Here is a 17210-nt window from a genome sequence, read left to right as displayed (position 1 = left end):
GGGAACGCCACCCACCATCGTCATATGAAGGTATGTGTCGGCACGATCGTCCACCACCCGGAGGACGCCCGGATCATGCATCGGCAGATCCGCGCGCTGCTCGACGCCGGGCACGAGGTCACCTACATCGCGCCGTTCACCCATTGCAACGTCACGCCGCCGCAGGAGATCCGCGCGATCGACGTCCCGCGCGCGGTCGGCCTGCGCCGCGGCCGGGCGCACCGCGCCGCGCGCGCCGCGCTCAGGAAGGGCGTCAAGGACGCGGACCTGCTGCTCGTCCACGACATCGAGCTGCTGTTCCTGCTGCCCCGGCGGCGGCCCACCACCGTGTGGGACGTGCACGAGGACATCGCGGGCTCCCTGGAGACCAAGCCCTACCTGAGCGAGCTCATGCGCCGGCTGCTCCCGCACCTGGTCCACGGGGTCGAGAGGCGGGCGGAGCGCCGCCACCGCCTGATCCTCGCCGAGGCCGCGTACCGTGACCGCTTCACCGGGAACCACCCCGTGGTCCCGAACACCACCTACGTGCCCGTGACCCCGCCCCCGCCGCCCGGTGACAGCCGGATCGTCTACGTCGGTCACCTGTCCGAGGCCAGGGGGGTCGTCGAGATGATCGAGCTGGCCCGCAGGCTACGGCCGCACGGGATCCGCCTTGACCTGATCGGCGGCGCCGACGCGGCGGTGCGCCCGCTGCTGCGCGACGCGCAGCGTGAGGGCCTGCTCGACTGGTTCGGGTACGTGCCCAACGACCACGCGCTGCGCATGGCCCAGGGCGCGCTGGCCGGGCTGTCGCTGCTGCACGACGTGCCCAACTACCGGCAGTCGTTGCCCACCAAGGTCATCGAGTACATGGCCCGGGGCATCCCGGTGATCACCACCCCGCTGCCGCACGCCGCCTCGATCGTCGGGCGGGCCGACTGCGGGCTGATCGTCCCCTACGGCGACGTGGACGCGATGACCCAGGCCGTGCTGCGGCTGCGGGACGACCCCGAGCGGCGGGCCGTGATGGGCGCCCACGGGTACGCCGAGGCCCGGGGCCACTACCACTGGCCCGACCAGGCCCGCGACTTCGTCTCCCACCTGGAGGAATGGGCCGTCCACGTCCCCTCCCCCGCCCTCCACCGCGTCGTCCCCGCCTGACCACCACACCCGCGACCACGCGCCGTCCCCGCTGACCACCGCGTCGTCGTCCCGTGACGTCAGCGCCCGCCGGCCCCCTCGGCCGCTTCGGCGCCTTGGGTCGCAGTCGCTTCGGCCGGGATCGTGTTCCGGCGGGGTGCCCGGCGCAGGACGTACCAGGCGAGGGCGATCAGGGCGACCACCGCGACGAGCCCGCACACGCCCCGCCAGCCCAGGTGGATGTAGGCGCGCACCCCGAGCCACGACCCCACGCTGCCCCCGATGAAGGAGCAGGTCATGTACGCGGTGTTCAGCCTGCTGCGGACCTCCGGGCGCAGGGCGAAGATCCGCGCCTGGTTCGCGACCTGACCGCACTGCACCCCGATGTCCAGCAGCAGCATGCCGACCACCAGGGCCGCCAGCCCGGCCGTGCCGCCGAGAGCGCCGGGCACCAGGACCGCCGCCGCCGCGAGCGTGCCGAGGACGCAGACCAGGTTCACCACTCCCGGCCCCCTGCGGTCGACCCACCGTCCGGCCGCGGACGTGCACAGCACGCTCCCCGCGCCCACCAGCGCGATCAGACCGACCGCGTGGCCACTGAGGCCGTACACCGGCCCGGTGACCAGCAGGGCGAGGCTCGTCCAGGCCGCGCTGAAGCCGCCGAAAAGCGTCGCCTGGTAGACGCACGAGCGCCGCAGCTCCGGCTCCGCGCGCAGCAGGCGCACGGACGCGGCCAGCAGCGCCGGGTACCGCTGCCGTGACGGCGGCGTCGTCGTGGGAACCGCGAAGGCCAGGCCGACCGCGAGGAGCAGCGTCAGTACCGCGGCCACCAGGTACGGGGCCCGCCACCCCAGCCACTCGCCGACCGACCCGCTGAAGGTGCGGGCCAGCAGGATGCCGCCGAGCAGGCCGCCCAGCAGAGTGCCGACCACGGCACCGCGGCGGCCGTCGGGCACCAGGCCCGCCGCCATGGGCATGATGATCTGCGGGACCACCGTCGTCACACCGATTACGGCGCTCGCGGCGACGAGCACGTGCAGCGTGGGGGCGGCGCTCGCCGCGAGCAGGCCGAGGCCGGTGAGCGCGAGCAGGGTGACGATCAGGGGACGGTGCCGCAGCCGGTCGCCCAGCGGGACCAGCAGGAACAGCCCGGCCGCGTACCCGACCTGCGTCGCGGTCGCCACCAGCGCGGCGGAGTCCGGCGACACCCGCAGCCCGGAGGCGATGAGCGGGCTGATCGCCTGCGGAAAGTACACATTGGCCACACTGACCCCACAGGCCAGCGCCAGCACAAACGTCAACCCCCGCCCCAACCCCGCCTCACCCACCACTGACAACCCCCCCAAACCCAACCAAGACCCCCGAATCTACCGACCCCTCCTCCGCCCCCAACCCCCCACCCCACCAACCATCCTCACCAAACCAACCCTTACTCCCCAACAACTCACGCCCGAGCCGGCCGGCCTCCCTCCTCGCCGTTCATCGGCTCGTCCCACGCTGTCGTTCTTGTACATCTGGCGCCTGGGATCCCGGGTTGATGTACTGGAAGCCATGGCAAGCCATCTCATCCAGGGCCGACGGGTCACGATGCCCGTGGAGGTCAGGGACGCCTCCGTCTGCGGCGCCACGTACCTCGTACGGGCCGACGCGGCCCGGGCCGTGCTCGCCTACTCCGATCTCGACGTCACCGAGGCCCTTCCCGGCAAGGCCCTGTGCACGCTGGTGTTCGTCCGCTACGGCGACAGCGACCTCGACTCCTACAACGAGTTCGGCGTGGCGTTCATGGTCCGCCCGCCCGGCTCCGGCCGTCCCCCCGCCCACGGCGCGCTGGCAGGCGTACGCGACCTCCGCGCGCACGGCACCGGCGCGTTCATCCATTGGCTCCCCGTGGACCAGGGCTTCACCATGGAGGCCGGCCGCACGATCTGGGGCTTCCCCAAGGAACTGGCCGAGATCGACCTGCGGCTTTCCTCCCCGTACAAGCGATGCGTCCTGCGCAAGGACGGCCGCCTCGTACTCGACCTGCTCATCCGCCCCGGCGTGCCCGTGCTCGGCGCCCCCACCACGATGGACGCCTACTCCCACCTCGACGGCGTCACCCGGCGCACCCGCTGGACCATGCGCCCCCACGGCGTCCGCGCCCGCCCCGGCGGCGCGCTGATCCGCCTGGGCAACCACCCGATCGCCAAGGAACTGAGCGAACTCGGCCTCCCCAAACGCGCCCTGATGACCACCACCGCCACCCACCTCACCATGTCCTTCAACAACCCCACCCAACTCTGACCCCCACCCGGAACACCCGCCGTCCCGGCTTCCCATACGTCCCGCGAGCCCGGCGAGGCGTGCCATAGGCTCATCCGGAAAGAAGGTCCTCGCCTCCGCGCGCTGAACGCGCTCCGGCTCGGGCTGTGTTTCCCAGGGGGCTCCGCCCCCTTCGACACCCGGTTTACCCCGTTATTCGCGGGTTGCGTTTCTCGGGCAGGTCTGGGCCGCATATTCGCACTGTCAGGACGCGTCAGGCGGTATTGGGGTGAAGTCAGTCCTGGATGTGGGGATTAGTGGTGATGATCTTGTTGGTGGTCGTGCGGAGGGCGGGGAGGAAGGTCAGGACGTCCTGGGCACGGGATTGGAGGTCCGCGGGCGAGGTGATGCCCAGGTCGGCGATCAGGTGGGCGAAGCCTCCGGCGAAGGCTTTCCTGACGGTGGGCGGGGCGTCGGCGGTGAGGATCTTCAGGCATCGGGCGTAGGTGGCGGCGATCCAGAAGACGGCTTCGCGGTGGCGGCCGCGTGCGATGAGGTCATGGGCACCGTCGACGGCGATCGGCCGCGCCAAGGGCGTGATGTCGGAGGAGAAGAAGAAGGGCGTCGTCGACAGGGGCGCCGTGGCATCGAACACCTCGGCCATCGCCTGCAGGTGGCGGGTCACGCGTTCAGGGCTCAGGTTCGCGCAGCCGAGTAGTCGCAGCAGTTCCTCGTAGAAGTCCGCCTGCCCGTACTCCGCCAAGAGCTCTCCGGCGGCCACGTAGCGGAGCCGGACGGTCGGGTTGCGGAGCCCGGCGGTTAGCAGCACGTGCGTGGTCACGCCGGTCGGGAAGAGCCACGAGGTGACCTGGTCGTGGAACGGCTCGGACGGGTCGAGCCGCCCGAGTCCGTCCACGATCCGCTTCTCGGCGTCCGCGCACCTTCGGCGCACCCACGGCCGGCGGGCGAACTCCCGTGCCGTCCTGGCCTGGATCTCGGCGAGCCGCCCGGTGGGGTCGGCGATGATGCCGCCGACCCCACGGAAGCTCCCCGCGAGGTGATACGAACCTGCCATCTCCCCAGGCGACGGCATCTCGCCCCACGACAGGTACGTGGCCTCGATCAGCACGCCGCCCCAGACAAATTTCCCCAGTTTGTCCGGCGCCCTGTCCCCCGAGGTCATGACGATCACATCCACGTCGGACGCGGCGGCCAGCTCCCTCTCCCCGGACCCCCAGCACACCGACCCGCTGAAGAACGCCCCCGCGAAACCCGCCGCCCCCGCCGCGAACTCCCCGACCCACCGCCCCGCAACCCCCCGAGCCTCCCGAACCCTCATCGCCCCCGCCCCTCCCGCCATCGCACCCGTAAGACGGCGAGTTCCCGCGCCCCTCGAGGTGCTGAGCCGAAAGCAACGATTCCAGGCCGACGATCTCCGAAACACCCGGCTGGTACCGCGTCAGCTTGAACCCATCCCCCAATGTGTCCGCCTGGGCGCAGCGACGGTTTCGGGGGTCGAAGGGGGCGGAGCCCCCTGGGAAACACAGCCCGAGCCGGAGCGCGTCCAGCGCGCGGAGGCGAGGACCTTGCTCTGAGCGAGGCTGTCACGAAGCGAGGCTGTCGCGAAGCGAGGACCTGGTCTGGCGGGTCAGCAGCCTTCTCTTACCTCGAAGATCTCGTCGGCGACCAGGCCGTGGGCCTGGCGGTGGACGTGTTCGGCCGCGTCCGCCGAGGGGGCCTCGACCAGGCAGAAGATCTTGCCTTGCTTCTCGTCGACCCAGTAGCGCAGGTAGTTGACGCCGAACATCCCCTGCTTCTCCAGGTCGGCCTTGTGCGCCTGGGCGACGTCGGCCATCGCGACGCCGTCGGTGATGTTGTGTACGTCCATGTAGATCGGCACGCCGGCCTCCTATGTCGTGGTCAGTCCCTCAGACGGTAGGAGTGCGGGCCCATGGCCCGGATCGGGAGCCGTTCCCTATGTTTCGCCGCGTACTGCCTAGATTTCCACGTCGGCCAGGCCGAGCCTGATCGTCTGGGCCGCGGCGACGTCCCGGCTCGGGACGCCGAGTTTGGCGAGGATGGCCGAGACGTGGTGGCCCACGGTCTTGACGGAGATGAACAGCTTCGCGGCGATCTCGGCGTTGGTGTGCTGCGCGCACACCAGGGCGAGGACCTCGCGTTCGCGCCGCGTCAGCCCGAACGGATGCTCTCGGGTGGCCGAGCGCGGCCCGGCGGGGAGCGATCGGACCCCGAGCCCGCGCAACGCCTGCCTGACGATCCGGGCAGCGGGGGCCGCGCCGAGGCCGGTGAGGATCCCGAGGGCCTCGCGCAGCGCCGGTTCCTCGGACACGCCGGCCAGGGCCAGCGCGGCGTCGTAGGGGCAGCTCAGCTCGGTCCAGACCCGCGCGGCCTTGATCGGGTCGCCGTCGACCTCCAGCCGGTACGGCTCGGCGTACTCGCCCGGTGCCGTGCGGGCGGAGCCGGTCCGCCGCAGCCAGGCCGCGACCGAGCCGCGGTCCCAGGCGTCCAGGTCGGCGCACGCGTCGGCGGCCAGCTCGGCCTCGCGGACGGCCGCGCCCGCCCGGCCCTCCAGCCAGTACGCCTCGGCGCGGGTCAGCCGGACCGGCACGATCTGCTGGGGTTCGCCGGTGCGGTCGGCGCTCACGGCCGCCTCGTCGAGGTGTTCCCACACGCCGGAGTCCCCCCGGCGAGCCATGATCGCGCCGAGCCTTCGCAGCGTGCAGAGCCGGTTGGCCGGGGAACGGCCCGCCATGGTGAGGATCTCGGCGTTGAGCCTCATCGACTCCTCCCAGCGCCCGGTCCGCTCCATGACGGTGGACCATTCGCTGCGCAGGCACGTGGAGTACGAGGTGAGGTCGTGCTCGTCGCAGTACGCGATGCCCTCGGACAGGTACCGCTCGGCCTCGTCGAACCGCCGCTCGGTGCTGTGCAGAGAGGACAGGTTCGCGAAGGCGCGGCCCACCTGGTCCTGGTGGCGCCCGGACAGCGCGATCTCCAGCGCGCGGCGCAACTGCCCGGACCATTCGCCGCCCTGGATGCCGGCGCACACGGCCTGCGTGTTCAGCACGTCGCTGAGCACGTCGCCGGCGCCGAGCCGTTCGGCGATCTCCTGCGCCCGCAGCGCCAGGCCGATCGCCGCGTCGTGGTCGGCGTGCAGCATCCGCTGGTTGGCGAAGGTGGCGTACGCCCACGCCAGCTCGACACCCGGCCCCAGCGGCTCGAGGACGGCCACCGCGGCCTCCGCGGCCGCCACCTCGCCGCCGCCGCACAGGTTCCACCTGATGCGCGACAGCCGCCGCAGCACGTCGCCCTCCCGCCGCCGGTCGCCCGCCTCGCGCCACCGCGTCAGCGCGTGCTCGCAGGCGTCCGCCGCCTCCTGCCACCGGTCGAGCAGCGCCGCCTCGTCCGACAGCCCTTCGTACAGTGCGGCGAGCGTCGCGGCGTCGGCCGCGTCGGCGAATTGGAGCGCGCGCCGGAACTGCGCCGCGGCCTCACGGTGGGACGCCAGCCACGCCGCCCGGCGCGCGGCGGCGGGCGCGTGGCGCAGGACCGCGGCGGCGTCGCCCGCCGCCTCCGCGTGGAAGGCCATCCGGGCGTCGTCGTCACACCCGAGGGAACCCAGCGCGGCCAGGACGAGGCCGTGGATCGCACGGCCGCGGTGCGCGGCGACCGCCCCCTGCACCGCCAGCCGGGCGATCTCGTGGCGGAACCTCAGCGACCCGCCGTCCCCGACCACCAGCCCGCACGCGAGCAGCTCGTCGACAGCCGACGCCGGGCACCGGGTCACCGACTCCAGCAGCCGCACCTCGACCTTCGTCCCGGTCAGCGCCGCGACGTCGAGCACGTCACGGGCCTCGCCGCCCAGGCGTGCCGCGCGCGCCAGGACCGCGTCCCGCGCCGATCCCGGCACCTCGCCGGCCCCGGCGCGCACGACCTCGGACACGTAGAACGGGTTCCCGCCGGTCATCCGGTGCAGCGTGGACGCCTGTGACTCGCTCCCGCCGGCGAGCGCGCGTACCGCGTCCACCGACAGGGGCGACAGCGCGATGCGCCGGGTCGGCCGCTGCGAGGCGAGGTCGCCCAGGGCGACGCGGAGCGGGTCGGCCGCCGCCAGGCCGTCGTCCCGGTAGGTGACGATGAGGAGCATCGAGGCGTCACGGAGCCGCCGTCCGAGGAAACGCAGCAGGTCGAGGGTGGCCTCGTCGGCCCAGTGGACGTCCTCGATGACGACCGCGTCCAGCACGCCCGGCTCTCTGACCTCGCGCAGCAGCCCGCGGAACAGTTCCTCACGACCGGCCCCGGCGCGGCACAGGTCCAGCAGGCCGCCGCCGAGCTGGTCGGCCAGGTCGAAGAGCGGGCCGAGCGGGCGCGGGGTGAACAGGCCGTCGCACGCCCCCCATGACCAGCGGGCGTCCGGCAGGTCCCGCTGGAACCGCTCGACCAGCGCCGACTTCCCGACTCCCGCCTCGCCCGCGACCAGGACCAGCCGTCCCTCACCGCGCCGCGCCTCGGCCGCGTACTCGGCCAGCGACGCCAACGACGACTCCCGCTCCAGCAACCGCATTCTCGTAGTATCCGCCACCGCCGCAAGCCCCCGTACCCGACGGCCCACACCATGAGACGAAGGCCCGGGCCGTACTTCCCAGGGCGCCCGGCACTCCTCGACCGCCCGACATTTCCCGACACTTCGTCTCTTGCCGTCTTTGGCCGCAGATGGGGGCGGACGAAGGCTTCGTACCTCCAAGTTCCACAAACGGTAAACCTCGGGTGTCATGAGTACCGCCGTTTCGCTGGCAGGGGGAAAGCGCCGCGCCGTAGCCTGAGGACGTCGAGGGATCCAGGAGAGGCCGGGGCTTATGGACGACCGTGGCGGCATCGGGCGACAGCTCAAGAGGACCCGCGAGGACCGCGGCCTCACCCAGGAGCAGCTCGCCGAACGCTCAGGGTTGTCCCGCGACATCATCGCCAAGCTGGAGCAGGGCCGGCGCCGGTCGGCCCGCCTGACCACCATCATGCGGCTCGCCAACGCCCTGGACGTCGAGCTGGCCGAGATGATCGGCAAGCGCGACCGGATGGGCGCCGACCGCGACGGCGGCAGCGTGCTGGCGCTGCGCGACGCGCTGATCTCCCCCGGGTTCCTCTCCGGCGCCGACGACGGCCACCACGGCGAGCCCACCTCCCTGGCCGACGTCACGGCCGCCGTCGAGGACGCGTGCCGCCGCTACTGGGCGGGCGACTTCGGGTGGCTCCTGGCCCGGCTTCCCGGGCTGATCGGCGAGGCGCGTCAGACCCACGCCGCCGTGGGCGAGGCCGCCGTCTACCCGCTCGCGATGGCCTACGACCTGGCCGCCAGCATCATGGTCCATCTCGGCCGCGACGACCTGGCCGCCATCGGGGCCGAGCGCGCCATCGCCACGGCGCACGGCGGCGGCGACGAGTTGCTGTGGGCGACCCTGCACGCCACCTACGCGTGGGTGCTGCTGCACCAGGCGCGTCTCGGCGAGGCCGAGCGCCTGGCCGCGAGCATGGCCCAGCGCATCGAACCCGCGTTCTCCGCGCCGGCCTCGCACATCGCCGCATGGGGCAACCTGCTCATGACGGCGCTCGCCCCCGCGGCGGCGGCCGGTCAGGACATCTCCGAGTACATCACCCTGGCCTCGGCGGGCGCCGAGCGTCTCGGCGAGCACGTCGGGGTGTACAACTCGGCGTTCGGGCCGGCCACGGTGGCCATGCAGGCCACCCACGCCTACTCCGTACGGCGTGAGCCCGACAAGGCGCTCGTCGCGTCCCGGCGCATCCGTCCCGGCCAGGTGACCGGCATCGCCTACGGCTCCCACCTGCTGGACGTCGCGCAGGCGCACCTCGACGCCCGCGACCACACCGCGGCGGTGCGACACCTCCAGGAGGCGCGGGCCCTGTCGCCGGTCTGGTTCCGCCACCAGCGGGTGGCGCTGACGCTGGTCGCCGAGGTCCGCGAAGCCGAGACGCGGCCGTCGGCCGCGGTCAGGTCGCTGGCCAACTCGCTGCCCCTGGAGGGGTAGGACACAGCGTCCTCACGGAACGGCGGCCGTGGACGCGGAGGGACGGGGTGTCCCTGGCAGCCGGGACCGCCCGATCTCACCATCGGTACATGACAAGTCACGCAACGGCCGCACGGGCGTGAGCGGGCGGCTGGAGACCGTGCTGAGCGCCTTCGAGGGTAACGCCGGCCACGGGGTGCACGTCCCGCGGTGCCGGGGCACCGACGGCACGGAGCGGGTCACGTGGTATCCGGCGACGCGCCGGGTGGATCGGGCACGGACGCTGCGCTGGACGTGCGAATGCAGGTCCACCGTCTACTACCTGATGGCCGGGGGCGGCCTGGCGTGGATCCGGCGGATCGGCCGCCAGGACGACCCGGCCGGCCCGAAGGCCACCGAGACCGACCACATGACCTACCCCGAAGCCGAACGACTGTGGCACCACATCCTCCTGGGCCACGCCCGCTGAGCCCGCCCGGACCCGGGAGCCCTAGACGAGCCGACTCTGGACGGGGAGCGGGGCAAGGGTCGACCCGGGGATCGGGGGGCAGGGGCCGACCCAGGGATCGGGGCAGGGGCCGACCCGGGGAGCCGGATAGGGGCGATCCAGGGAGCCGGGCAGGGGTCGATTTCGCGTGAAAGCGCTCTCTCGGAGGTGCGGCGTAAGGTGTCGGCATGGAGCTAGCTGAGATCCGGAAATATCCGGTTAAGGCGGTTTCGGGGGTGATCGTGAACACGGCGATCGTGGAGCGATGGGGGCTGGCGGGCGACCGCCGCTGGGCCGTCGTGAACGAGCAAGGGGACCCTTTCTGGCTCGGGGAGCATCCCCGGCTGCTGTCCGTCGCCGCCAGCGTCACCGAAGAGGACGGCCTGCTGCTCGACGCGCCGGAACTGCCCCAGATGAAGGTCCCCCCGGCCACCGGAGAGAACGTTCCCGTCGGTTTCCAGGAACTGGACACCGCGACGCTCGCGCACCCCGACGCCCACGCCTGGTTCACCCGCCTGGTCGGCGAACCCGCCCGCCTGGTCTGGCTCGACGACCCCGGCCGCCGCGCCGTCCCGCCCTCCCACGGCGGCCTGCCCGGCGAGATCGTCGGCTTCGCCGGTGACGCCCCCCTCCTGCTCACCTCACGCTCCTCGCTGCGCCGCCTGGACGACTGGGTCCTCGAAGGCGCCATGGAACGCCAGGACGACCCGCCCGCCCCGCTGGACATGGGCAGATTCCGCCCCAACCTCGTGATCGACGGCGCTCCCCCGTACGCCGAGGACGACTGGCGCGAGATCCGCATCGGCCCGCTCGACTTCCGCGTCTCGGAACGCTGCGACCGCTGCGCCGCCACCACCTACGACCCGGTCACCCTGGAGAAGGGCAAGGAACCCCTGCGCACCCTGGCCCGCCACCGCCGCTGGGACGGCAAGACCTGGTTCGGCATCCGCCTGGTCCCCAGAAGCCGAGGCGAACTACGGCTCGGCGACCCGGTCACCGTCCTGGCCTGAACCACCCGCGCGCCACCGCACGGAGACGACTCCGGCAGGGGACGGGTCAGACGATGGGAGGGCGGCCCAGGCGGAGCATGCGCCAAGCGGTTCGCCAGGCCATCGGGCGGCGTTCGCCGGCGGGCTCGCGCAGGCCTTCCTTGAAGCCGCGGAACCACGACCTGATCGCCAGCGACGACCGCTCGCGCAGCAGCGTCAGCAGGACCCAGTCGAGGAGGTACAGCCCAGCGAGCGCCCAGGGAAGGTTGCGCCGGGCCAGCCACACCCGGTTGCGCGCGTTCAGCCGGTAGAACTCGGCGTGCCGCGTCGGCGGGACCTGCGGGTGGTACATGACGGCGTCCGCGTCGTACTCGATTCGGTAACCCTCGCCGAGCAGGCGCCAGGCCAGGTCGGTCTCCTCGTGGGCGTAGAAGAACCGCCCGGGAAGGCCGCCGACCTGGAGGAACGCCGACCGCCTGATCGCGCAGGCACCGCCGAGGAAGGTCGTCACCGGCGAGGAGCGCTGCGGGTCGCCCGCGCGGAGCCGGGGGACGTGACGCCGCTGGCCGACGCCGCCGTCGGGGTCCATGACGCGGAAGGAGATCACCGCGAGGTCGGGTTCGGCGGCGAACCGCTCCCGGACGTGCGCGGCCACCTTGTCGTCGGCGTACCACCCGTCGTCGTCGAGGAACAGCACGACGTCGCCGGTGCACTCGCGGACGCCGTGGTTGCGGCCCTCGGGGATGCCGACGTTGTTCGGGATGCGGACCGTGCGCACGGACGCGGAGCCGGGGACCGGCATCTCCGCGAGCGGGGGCACATCGGCGCCGTTGCCGACGACGACGACCTCGACGTCCCCGTCGGTCTGGGTCAGCGCGGACTCGACGGCCCGATCAAGCTCGGCGATCCGGTTGCCCATGGTGAGGATGACACACGAGATCTTCAACGCGTCATCGCCCCGACGCATGGAGAACGCATGTAGTCATGATCACCGAGTCTGTGTAAGCGGGCAATCCGGGCTGGCTCTGAACACTGCGAAATAAGGGTATCGGAACTGTCAGCGAACCCCCGCCAAACAGCAACTGTTGCTTCGGCGTCGGCCCTTGACAGAGATACGACGCCGGAGGACCGCCGCCGGTTCCGATTCATCATCATCTCAAGCAAGCCGCCTCGACGCGAGGATGCTCACGAGGTGGAGCACCGTCTGGAGCGCCGCGAAGACGACGCAGGCGACGGTCAGCACCTGGGTGGCGGTGATGGTGCCCGCGACCGCGTCCCACACGGCCGCGATCACCGCGATGATCGACAGTTCCACCGCCTGGATCACCCGGTGGAAGCGCAGGGCCGCGGCGATCTTCCTGGCCGCGCCGAGGCGCCGCGACTGGAAGTGCTCGGCCGCCTCCTCGGTCGTCGCCACCAGGCCCGATCGGGCGCGGGCGACGTCGACCAGGTCGGTCTCCGACTTGATCAGGATGGCCCCGAGCGCGGCGGCGACGCCGAGCACGGTGTACCAGTCGGGCAGCGTGGCCGAGGCACGGAACCCGAGCCCGATCAGCAGCGCCGCCTCGGCGAAGTAGTGGCCGACCCGGTCGAGGTAGACGCCGGTGATCGAGGTGCGGTGGGTCCACCGCGCCAGCTCGCCGTCGGAGCAGTCGAGCAGCAGGTAGAGCTGGATCAGCACGGCCGCCGCGACGGCCGCCCACAGGCCCGGCAGGGCCAGCACCACGCCCGCGAGCACACCGGAGAGGATCATCAGCCCGGTGACCTGGTTGGGGGTGATCGGCGTGCGGGCCAGCGCCCACGTCACGTAGATCGACAGTTTGCGCATGTAGAGCGCGCCGGCCCAGTGCTCGCCGGAGTTGCGGCTCATCGTGGTCTGTGGCTGGGCTACCGCGCGCAGCTCAATGACCGAGGGCCCGGACATATTCCTCCACCCGGTCGCGCACCTCGGCCTCGGAGAGGCGCAGGTGCTCAAGAATCGTGTATCGCCCGGGGCGGGTCGACGGCGCCAGCATCACCGCTGCGGTGAACTGCTCGGCCGTCAGGCCCACGTCGCCGGGCGTGACCGGAAGGTCATGACCGCGCAGACAGCCGGTCACCAGCGACAGCCGGCGCTCGTCCTCGCGCAGGAAGAAACAGAAGGCCGCCCCGATCCCGGCGAGCTCGCCGTGATTGGAGGTGCCTGGATAAAGCTGGTCCACGGCATGCAGGATCTCATGATCTCCACCGCTGCTGGGACGCGAGGAGCCCGCGATGACCATGGCCATGCCGGACAGGACCAGCGACTCGGCGAGGACGGTGAGGAACGCGTCGGACTCGATCGAGTCGCCCCGGCCGAGCACGGCCTCGGCGCTGGTGCGCGCCATGGCGACCGCCAGGCCGTCGATGGGCTCGCCGCGCTCGACGTTGCCGAGCTGCCAGTCCTCGATGGCCGACAGGTTGCTGATCACGTCGCCCACGCCGGCCCGGACGAGCGAGGGCGGCGCGCCGTGCACGAAGTCGAGGTCGACCAGGATCGCCAGCGGCATCGGGACGCCGAACGACCCCTTGCCGCCCTCGTGCTCCAGCGAGGAGACCGGCGAGCAGATGCCGTCGTGGGACAGGTTGGTGGCGACGGCGACCATCGGGATGCCGGTCAGCGACGCGGCGTACTTGGTCACGTCGATGGTCTTGCCCCCGCCGATGCCGACCACGGCCTCGAACGCGCCCTTGCGCAGGTCGGCGCCGAGCGACACCGCCGCGTCCACCGACCCGTCGGGGACGCGGAACACCTTCGCCTCGCCCAGAGTGGCGGCGATCAGGCTGGAGATGTGGTCGCCCTGACCGGCGCCCACGGCGACCGCGACCCTGCCGGAGGTGGCCACCCGGCTGTCGGCCAGCAGCGCGCCGAGCTGGGCCACCGCGCCCCTGCGGACCTCGACGGTCAGCGGGGCCATGAGCATTCGCGCTAGAAGGGGCATGCGTCCTCCCGGTGCGCCGCCGAGCCGGGCGCCGGCCGCCGGACGCGTGCCGGTCCGGCCGGTTCGGCTAGTACGTGCACGCGATCTCCCGTGCCCTGGCGAGGTCGTCGTGGTTGTCCACTTCCACCCAGTCGACCTTGCCGATGGGGGCGACGGCGATCTTCTCGCCGCGGGCGACCATCTCGCCGTACCCGTCCTCGTAGTAGAGCTGGGGGTCGCGCTCGAAGGTGGCCCTGAGCGCGTCGGCGAGGCGCTCGGCGGCGCCCGGGCGGATCAGGGTGGCGCCGATGTACTCGCCGAAGGCGGTGGCGGGGTCCATCAGCTTGGTGATCCGCGCGAGGTGGCCGGTCTCGTCGAGCGTGACCTTCATCTCCTCCTCGGCGAGCGACTTCACGTTGTCGACCGCCAGCAGGATGTCGCTGGTCACGGGGGCGTCCAGCAGCGTGCGCTCGACCGACACCGGGTGGACGGTGTCGCCGTTGACCAGCAGGGCCCCCTGCGAGAAGTGATCACGCGCGCACCAGAGGGAGTAGGCGTTGTTCCACTCCTCCGCCTTGTCGTTGTGCACAAGGGTGAGCTTCACGTCATGCCGCCGTTCCAGCTCGGCCTTGCGGTCGTGCACGGCCTGCGCGGCGTAGCCGATGATGACCACGACGTCGCGCAGATCCACCGCCGCCAGGTTGCGCAGGGCGATGTCCAGAATCGTGGTCTCTCCGTCGACCGGCACGAGCGCCTTGGGCAGCGTGTCGGTGTACGGCCGCAGGCGTCGTCCGGCCCCGGCGGCCAGCACCATTCCCAGCAACGTGCACTCCTCAATCAAGACAGAATCTGTAGGCCAAAGGTTAGTTGCCTACGGGTGGTGATCGTGTAATCCGGAGTTCACCTAAACCGTAAAGACACCAAATGGTGGCAATGCACGCCTCGAATGCGGCGCCAGGGCCGTTCGGCGGGCGTCAATCGTGCCCGCCGAGGTCGGCCGCCTCGACTCCGGACCTCGGCGCGGCCAGCCAGCAGGTGACGCTCTCCCAGCAGAACAGGGCCGAGAGGTACAGCGCGGCCAGCGCGAAGACCGGGGTGACCGCCCCCATGAGGGCGCCCAGGGCCACCAGGAGCATCCGCCCCTCCCACCCGAGGCCGGCCGAGGCGAGCCAGGCGGGCGGGTAGACGTGCTGCCGGCAGCGGTAGACGACGTCGTAGTGGTGGAAGAGCATCGCGCCGAGCAACGCGAACACCAGCACCCTCGGCACGTCCCAGGCGAAGCCCACGCACGCGACGAAGCCGTATTCGGTGAGCCGGAGGATCGGCGGCACCAGCCAGTCGAGCCGCCCGTCGTGGGCGTGGGAGCTGCCGGGGCCCGCGAGCAGCAGCGCGACGGCGGGCGCGAACACCGCGGGCCCGTCGGCGCCTGCCACCCCGAGGAGCAGCATCACGCCGGTGACGAACGCCCCGGCGACCGCGGGCGGCAGCGGCGGAAGCTGGCCCGCCACCAGCAGGCCCATGCCCCGGGCCAGCACCCCGTCGTCCCGGAAGGTCACCACCGAGCTGCGCGGCACCGGCGCCATGTGCACCTTGGTCATGATCAAAGCGACCTCGCGATCCTGCCGGTCAGCGTGTAGAGCGCCGCGAGCCCGCCCCAGGTCAGCAGCGCGAGGAAGGTCACCCGGGCGTTGAACAGCCCGGCGGTCACCGCGATCAGCACCATCCGCTCGCCGATGGGCAGCACCACGATCTTCTTCAGCCAGCGGGAGACGGTGTTCGCGTCGAGGCGGGCCGACAGCCGCACGACCGGCCCCCCGCCCGGACGGGACGGCGCCCCGGACGCGTTCGCGGGCCCGCCCGGTGGATCGGTGCGCAGCGGGATGGGCGTCCCGAGCGCGCCGCCGTGCCCGGGACGCTCCCAGATCGGGTCGACGCCCGCGGCGTCCGCCCGCGCGCCGGCGTAGGAGAAGTCGACCATGTGGCGGATCGCCTGGAGCAGCATGGCGGCCACGGCGAGGGCCCAGATGGCGCCAGGGCCCGTCGAGCCCTGGTCGAGGCCGCCGGCGTACCCGAGGGCGAGCCCGATGTAGACCACGTACTCCTTGACCCGGTCGAAGGTGGCGTCCAGCCAGGCCCCGAGGGGGGAGAACATGCGGGTGTAGCGGGCGAGCTGGCCGTCCACGCAGTCGAGGACGAACGACAGGTACAGCAGGACGGCCCCGGCGAGCTGCGCGCGGCGCAGCCCGGCGGAGAAGGCCACGGCGGCGAGCCCGGCCAGGCCGACGGAGAGCCCGGTCACGGCGTTCGGGGTCAGCCCGAGCCTGGCGGCCAGCCGGACCGCGTGGCCCGACCACGAGCTGACCAGGTAGGTGGCGACGAAGCCGTCGTCGGACTTGACCGCCGCCGAAAGGCGGGCGCCGTCCTCGTCCACCTCGCCGAGCCGGGCGATGGCGGCGTCGGCCTCCTTCTGGGCCGTGACCCGGTCGCAGTGCAGCCGCCCGAGGTGCGCCGCGCGCACGGGCACCCCGACGCGCACGAGGCCCGCGAGCAGCAGGCCGGCCACCTCGGTCTCGTCGGCGTCGCCGAGCCGCCGGTCCTGGGCGAGGTTGGCCAGCTCGTCGGCGACGTCGGCGAAGCTCACCAGGTCGGCCTGCCCGACGTGCAGGACGCCGCGGAAGCCGCCGTTGGCGCCGGTCACGGTGTGGAAGGAGTTCCCCGCGGCGACCACCCGGCCACGCTCGGCGCGTACGGGCGGGCTCGGGACGCCGGTCTCCCGCCGTCCGCCGTCCGGTCCCGGGACGCCGGTCTCCCGCCGTCCGCCGTCCGGTCCCGGGACGCCGGTGTCCGGCCCGCCGCCGTCGTGGCCCACAGCGACGAGCGCGCCGGTGCCCCGGGCGGGATCGGCCAGGAGCAGGGCGAGCGCGTCGGTGTGGGCCACCAGGTCGCCCGGGAGCACGGCCATCGGGCCGGCACCCGCGCGGGCGATGGCGGCCACCGCGCGCAGGTCGCCGGTCAGCCCCGGGCTGCGGGCCACCTCGGCGGCCGTGGCGGCGGCGGCCGCCACGGGAACGGGCTCGTTCACCGCCCCGGCGACGAGCACCCCGGGGCGGGACGGCAGCGCGGGCAGGTCGGAGCCCCTGGTCACGATGTGGGTGCGCCGGACGCGGAGCAGGGCGAGCTGCCCGGCGAGCCGGTCGACGAGGGTGCCCTCCGCGCACGCGAGGCCGGTCGCGGGGGTGGTGGCGAGCAGCACCGCCAGCGCCGCGGGAGCCCTCATCTCGGCGGGCTCGCCCGCTCGGGCGCCGGGCTTGCGCTGGGGTCTCACCGGGGGCGGATACGCGGAGTCAGGCAACCGGGGGTCTCCTTCCGCGACCGGGGATCGTCCACCCCGCAA

Annotated in this window: 15 protein-coding genes; 5 read left to right on the top strand and 10 right to left on the bottom strand. The window is 72.6% G+C overall.

The genetic code is table 11. The annotated features are described in order from the left end of the window. Positions 1–24: 24 nt before the first annotated feature. A complete protein-coding gene (locus tag NYZ98_RS05960; protein WP_262841489.1) occupies positions 25–1140 on the top strand; it encodes a glycosyltransferase in 1116 nt (371 codons plus the stop codon). 59 nt (positions 1141–1199) lie between these two features. Here NYZ98_RS05960 and NYZ98_RS05955 read toward each other — a convergent pair whose 3' ends face one another. Next, positions 1200–2411: an MFS transporter gene (locus tag NYZ98_RS05955; protein ID WP_323802290.1), complete on the bottom strand. Its 1212-nt coding sequence runs from the start codon at positions 2409–2411 to the stop codon at positions 1200–1202. Between the two features lie 259 nt (positions 2412–2670). On the opposite strand from NYZ98_RS05955, the gene NYZ98_RS05950 reads away from it, so the two are divergent. Beyond that, the gene (locus NYZ98_RS05950) at positions 2671–3402 is read left to right on the top strand and encodes an acetoacetate decarboxylase family protein (RefSeq protein WP_262841487.1); all 732 of its coding nucleotides are present in this window, start codon (positions 2671–2673) and stop codon (positions 3400–3402) included. A gap of 253 nt (positions 3403–3655) precedes the next feature. On the opposite strand, the gene NYZ98_RS05945 is transcribed toward NYZ98_RS05950, so the two are convergent. The 3 genes from NYZ98_RS05945 to NYZ98_RS05935 form a co-directional block, all read right to left on the bottom strand. Next, a complete protein-coding gene (locus tag NYZ98_RS05945; protein WP_262841486.1) occupies positions 3656–4699 on the bottom strand; it encodes a hypothetical protein in 1044 nt (347 codons plus the stop codon). Between the two features lie 309 nt (positions 4700–5008). After that, a complete protein-coding gene (locus NYZ98_RS05940) occupies positions 5009–5260 on the bottom strand; it encodes a DUF4242 domain-containing protein (protein ID WP_262841485.1) in 252 nt (83 codons plus the stop codon). A 96-nt stretch (positions 5261–5356) separates the two neighbouring features. After that, positions 5357–7945: an AAA family ATPase gene (locus tag NYZ98_RS05935; protein ID WP_262841484.1), complete on the bottom strand. Its 2589-nt coding sequence runs from the start codon at positions 7943–7945 to the stop codon at positions 5357–5359. A 292-nt stretch (positions 7946–8237) separates the two neighbouring features. Here NYZ98_RS05935 and NYZ98_RS05930 point away from each other — a divergent pair, with 292 nt between their 5' ends. From NYZ98_RS05930 to NYZ98_RS05920, 3 genes are all read left to right on the top strand, one after another. Beyond that, positions 8238–9422, top strand: coding sequence for a helix-turn-helix domain-containing protein (locus tag NYZ98_RS05930; protein ID WP_262841482.1), 1185 nt, complete (start codon positions 8238–8240; stop codon positions 9420–9422). A 118-nt stretch (positions 9423–9540) separates the two neighbouring features. Next, positions 9541–9870 carry a hypothetical protein gene (locus tag NYZ98_RS05925; RefSeq protein WP_262841481.1) on the top strand — a complete coding sequence of 110 codons (330 nt, stop codon included), beginning with the start codon at positions 9541–9543 and terminating at the stop codon, positions 9868–9870. A gap of 206 nt (positions 9871–10076) precedes the next feature. After that, positions 10077–10898: an MOSC domain-containing protein gene (locus NYZ98_RS05920; protein WP_262841479.1), complete on the top strand. Its 822-nt coding sequence runs from the start codon at positions 10077–10079 to the stop codon at positions 10896–10898. A gap of 46 nt (positions 10899–10944) precedes the next feature. Here NYZ98_RS05920 and NYZ98_RS05915 read toward each other — a convergent pair whose 3' ends face one another. The 6 genes from NYZ98_RS05915 to NYZ98_RS05890 all read right to left on the bottom strand — a co-directional run bounded on the left by NYZ98_RS05915 (position 10945) and on the right by NYZ98_RS05890 (position 17141). Next, positions 10945–11844 (bottom strand): glycosyltransferase family 2 protein, encoded by a 900-nt coding sequence (locus NYZ98_RS05915; RefSeq protein ID WP_262841478.1) that lies wholly within the window; start codon positions 11842–11844, stop codon positions 10945–10947. A gap of 189 nt (positions 11845–12033) precedes the next feature. Further along, complete coding sequence (locus NYZ98_RS05910) at positions 12034–12801, bottom strand: CDP-alcohol phosphatidyltransferase family protein (RefSeq protein WP_262841476.1); 768 nt, start codon at positions 12799–12801, stop codon at positions 12034–12036. Beyond that, complete coding sequence (locus NYZ98_RS05905; protein WP_262841556.1) at positions 12779–13819, bottom strand: iron-containing alcohol dehydrogenase family protein; 1041 nt, start codon at positions 13817–13819, stop codon at positions 12779–12781. The genes NYZ98_RS05910 and NYZ98_RS05905 overlap by 23 nt, the downstream gene beginning before the upstream one ends. Before the next feature lie 85 nt (positions 13820–13904). Then, a complete protein-coding gene (locus NYZ98_RS05900; protein ID WP_262841475.1) occupies positions 13905–14639 on the bottom strand; it encodes a phosphocholine cytidylyltransferase family protein in 735 nt (244 codons plus the stop codon). 151 nt (positions 14640–14790) lie between these two features. Then, complete coding sequence (locus NYZ98_RS05895) at positions 14791–15414, bottom strand: DUF5941 domain-containing protein (RefSeq protein ID WP_262841474.1); 624 nt, start codon at positions 15412–15414, stop codon at positions 14791–14793. A 2-nt stretch (positions 15415–15416) separates the two neighbouring features. After that, on the bottom strand, positions 15417–17141 hold the full coding sequence (locus NYZ98_RS05890) for a CDP-alcohol phosphatidyltransferase family protein (RefSeq protein WP_262841473.1): 1725 nt from the start codon (positions 17139–17141) through the stop codon (positions 15417–15419). Positions 17142–17210: the final 69 nt, after the last annotated feature.

Origin of the sequence: Sphaerisporangium corydalis (assembly GCF_025506355.1) — a bacterium.
Lineage (GTDB): Bacteria > Actinomycetota > Actinomycetes > Streptosporangiales > Streptosporangiaceae > Sphaerisporangium > Sphaerisporangium corydalis.
This window is presented reverse-complemented; position numbering and strand designations above follow the sequence as displayed.

Bases quoted from the DNA above. Each gene is read 5' to 3' on its own strand.
- NYZ98_RS05895 (WP_262841474.1), bottom strand. From the start codon at position 15,414: ATGACCAAGGTGCACATGGCGCCGGTGCCGCGCAGCTCGGTGGTGACC.
- NYZ98_RS05950 (WP_262841487.1), top strand. From the start codon at position 2,671: ATGGCAAGCCATCTCATCCAGGGCCGACGGGTCACGATGCCCGTGGAG.
- NYZ98_RS05945 (WP_262841486.1), bottom strand. From the start codon at position 4,699: ATGAGGGTTCGGGAGGCTCGGGGGGTTGCGGGGCGGTGGGTCGGGGAG.
- NYZ98_RS05930 (WP_262841482.1), top strand. From the start codon at position 8,238: ATGGACGACCGTGGCGGCATCGGGCGACAGCTCAAGAGGACCCGCGAG.
- NYZ98_RS05915 (WP_262841478.1), bottom strand. From the start codon at position 11,844: ATGCGTCGGGGCGATGACGCGTTGAAGATCTCGTGTGTCATCCTCACC.
- NYZ98_RS05935 (WP_262841484.1), bottom strand. From the start codon at position 7,945: ATGCGGTTGCTGGAGCGGGAGTCGTCGTTGGCGTCGCTGGCCGAGTAC.
- NYZ98_RS05910 (WP_262841476.1), bottom strand. From the start codon at position 12,801: ATGTCCGGGCCCTCGGTCATTGAGCTGCGCGCGGTAGCCCAGCCACAG.
- NYZ98_RS05905 (WP_262841556.1), bottom strand. From the start codon at position 13,819: ATGCTCATGGCCCCGCTGACCGTCGAGGTCCGCAGGGGCGCGGTGGCC.
- NYZ98_RS05920 (WP_262841479.1), top strand. From the start codon at position 10,077: ATGGAGCTAGCTGAGATCCGGAAATATCCGGTTAAGGCGGTTTCGGGG.
- NYZ98_RS05960 (WP_262841489.1), top strand. From the start codon at position 25: ATGAAGGTATGTGTCGGCACGATCGTCCACCACCCGGAGGACGCCCGG.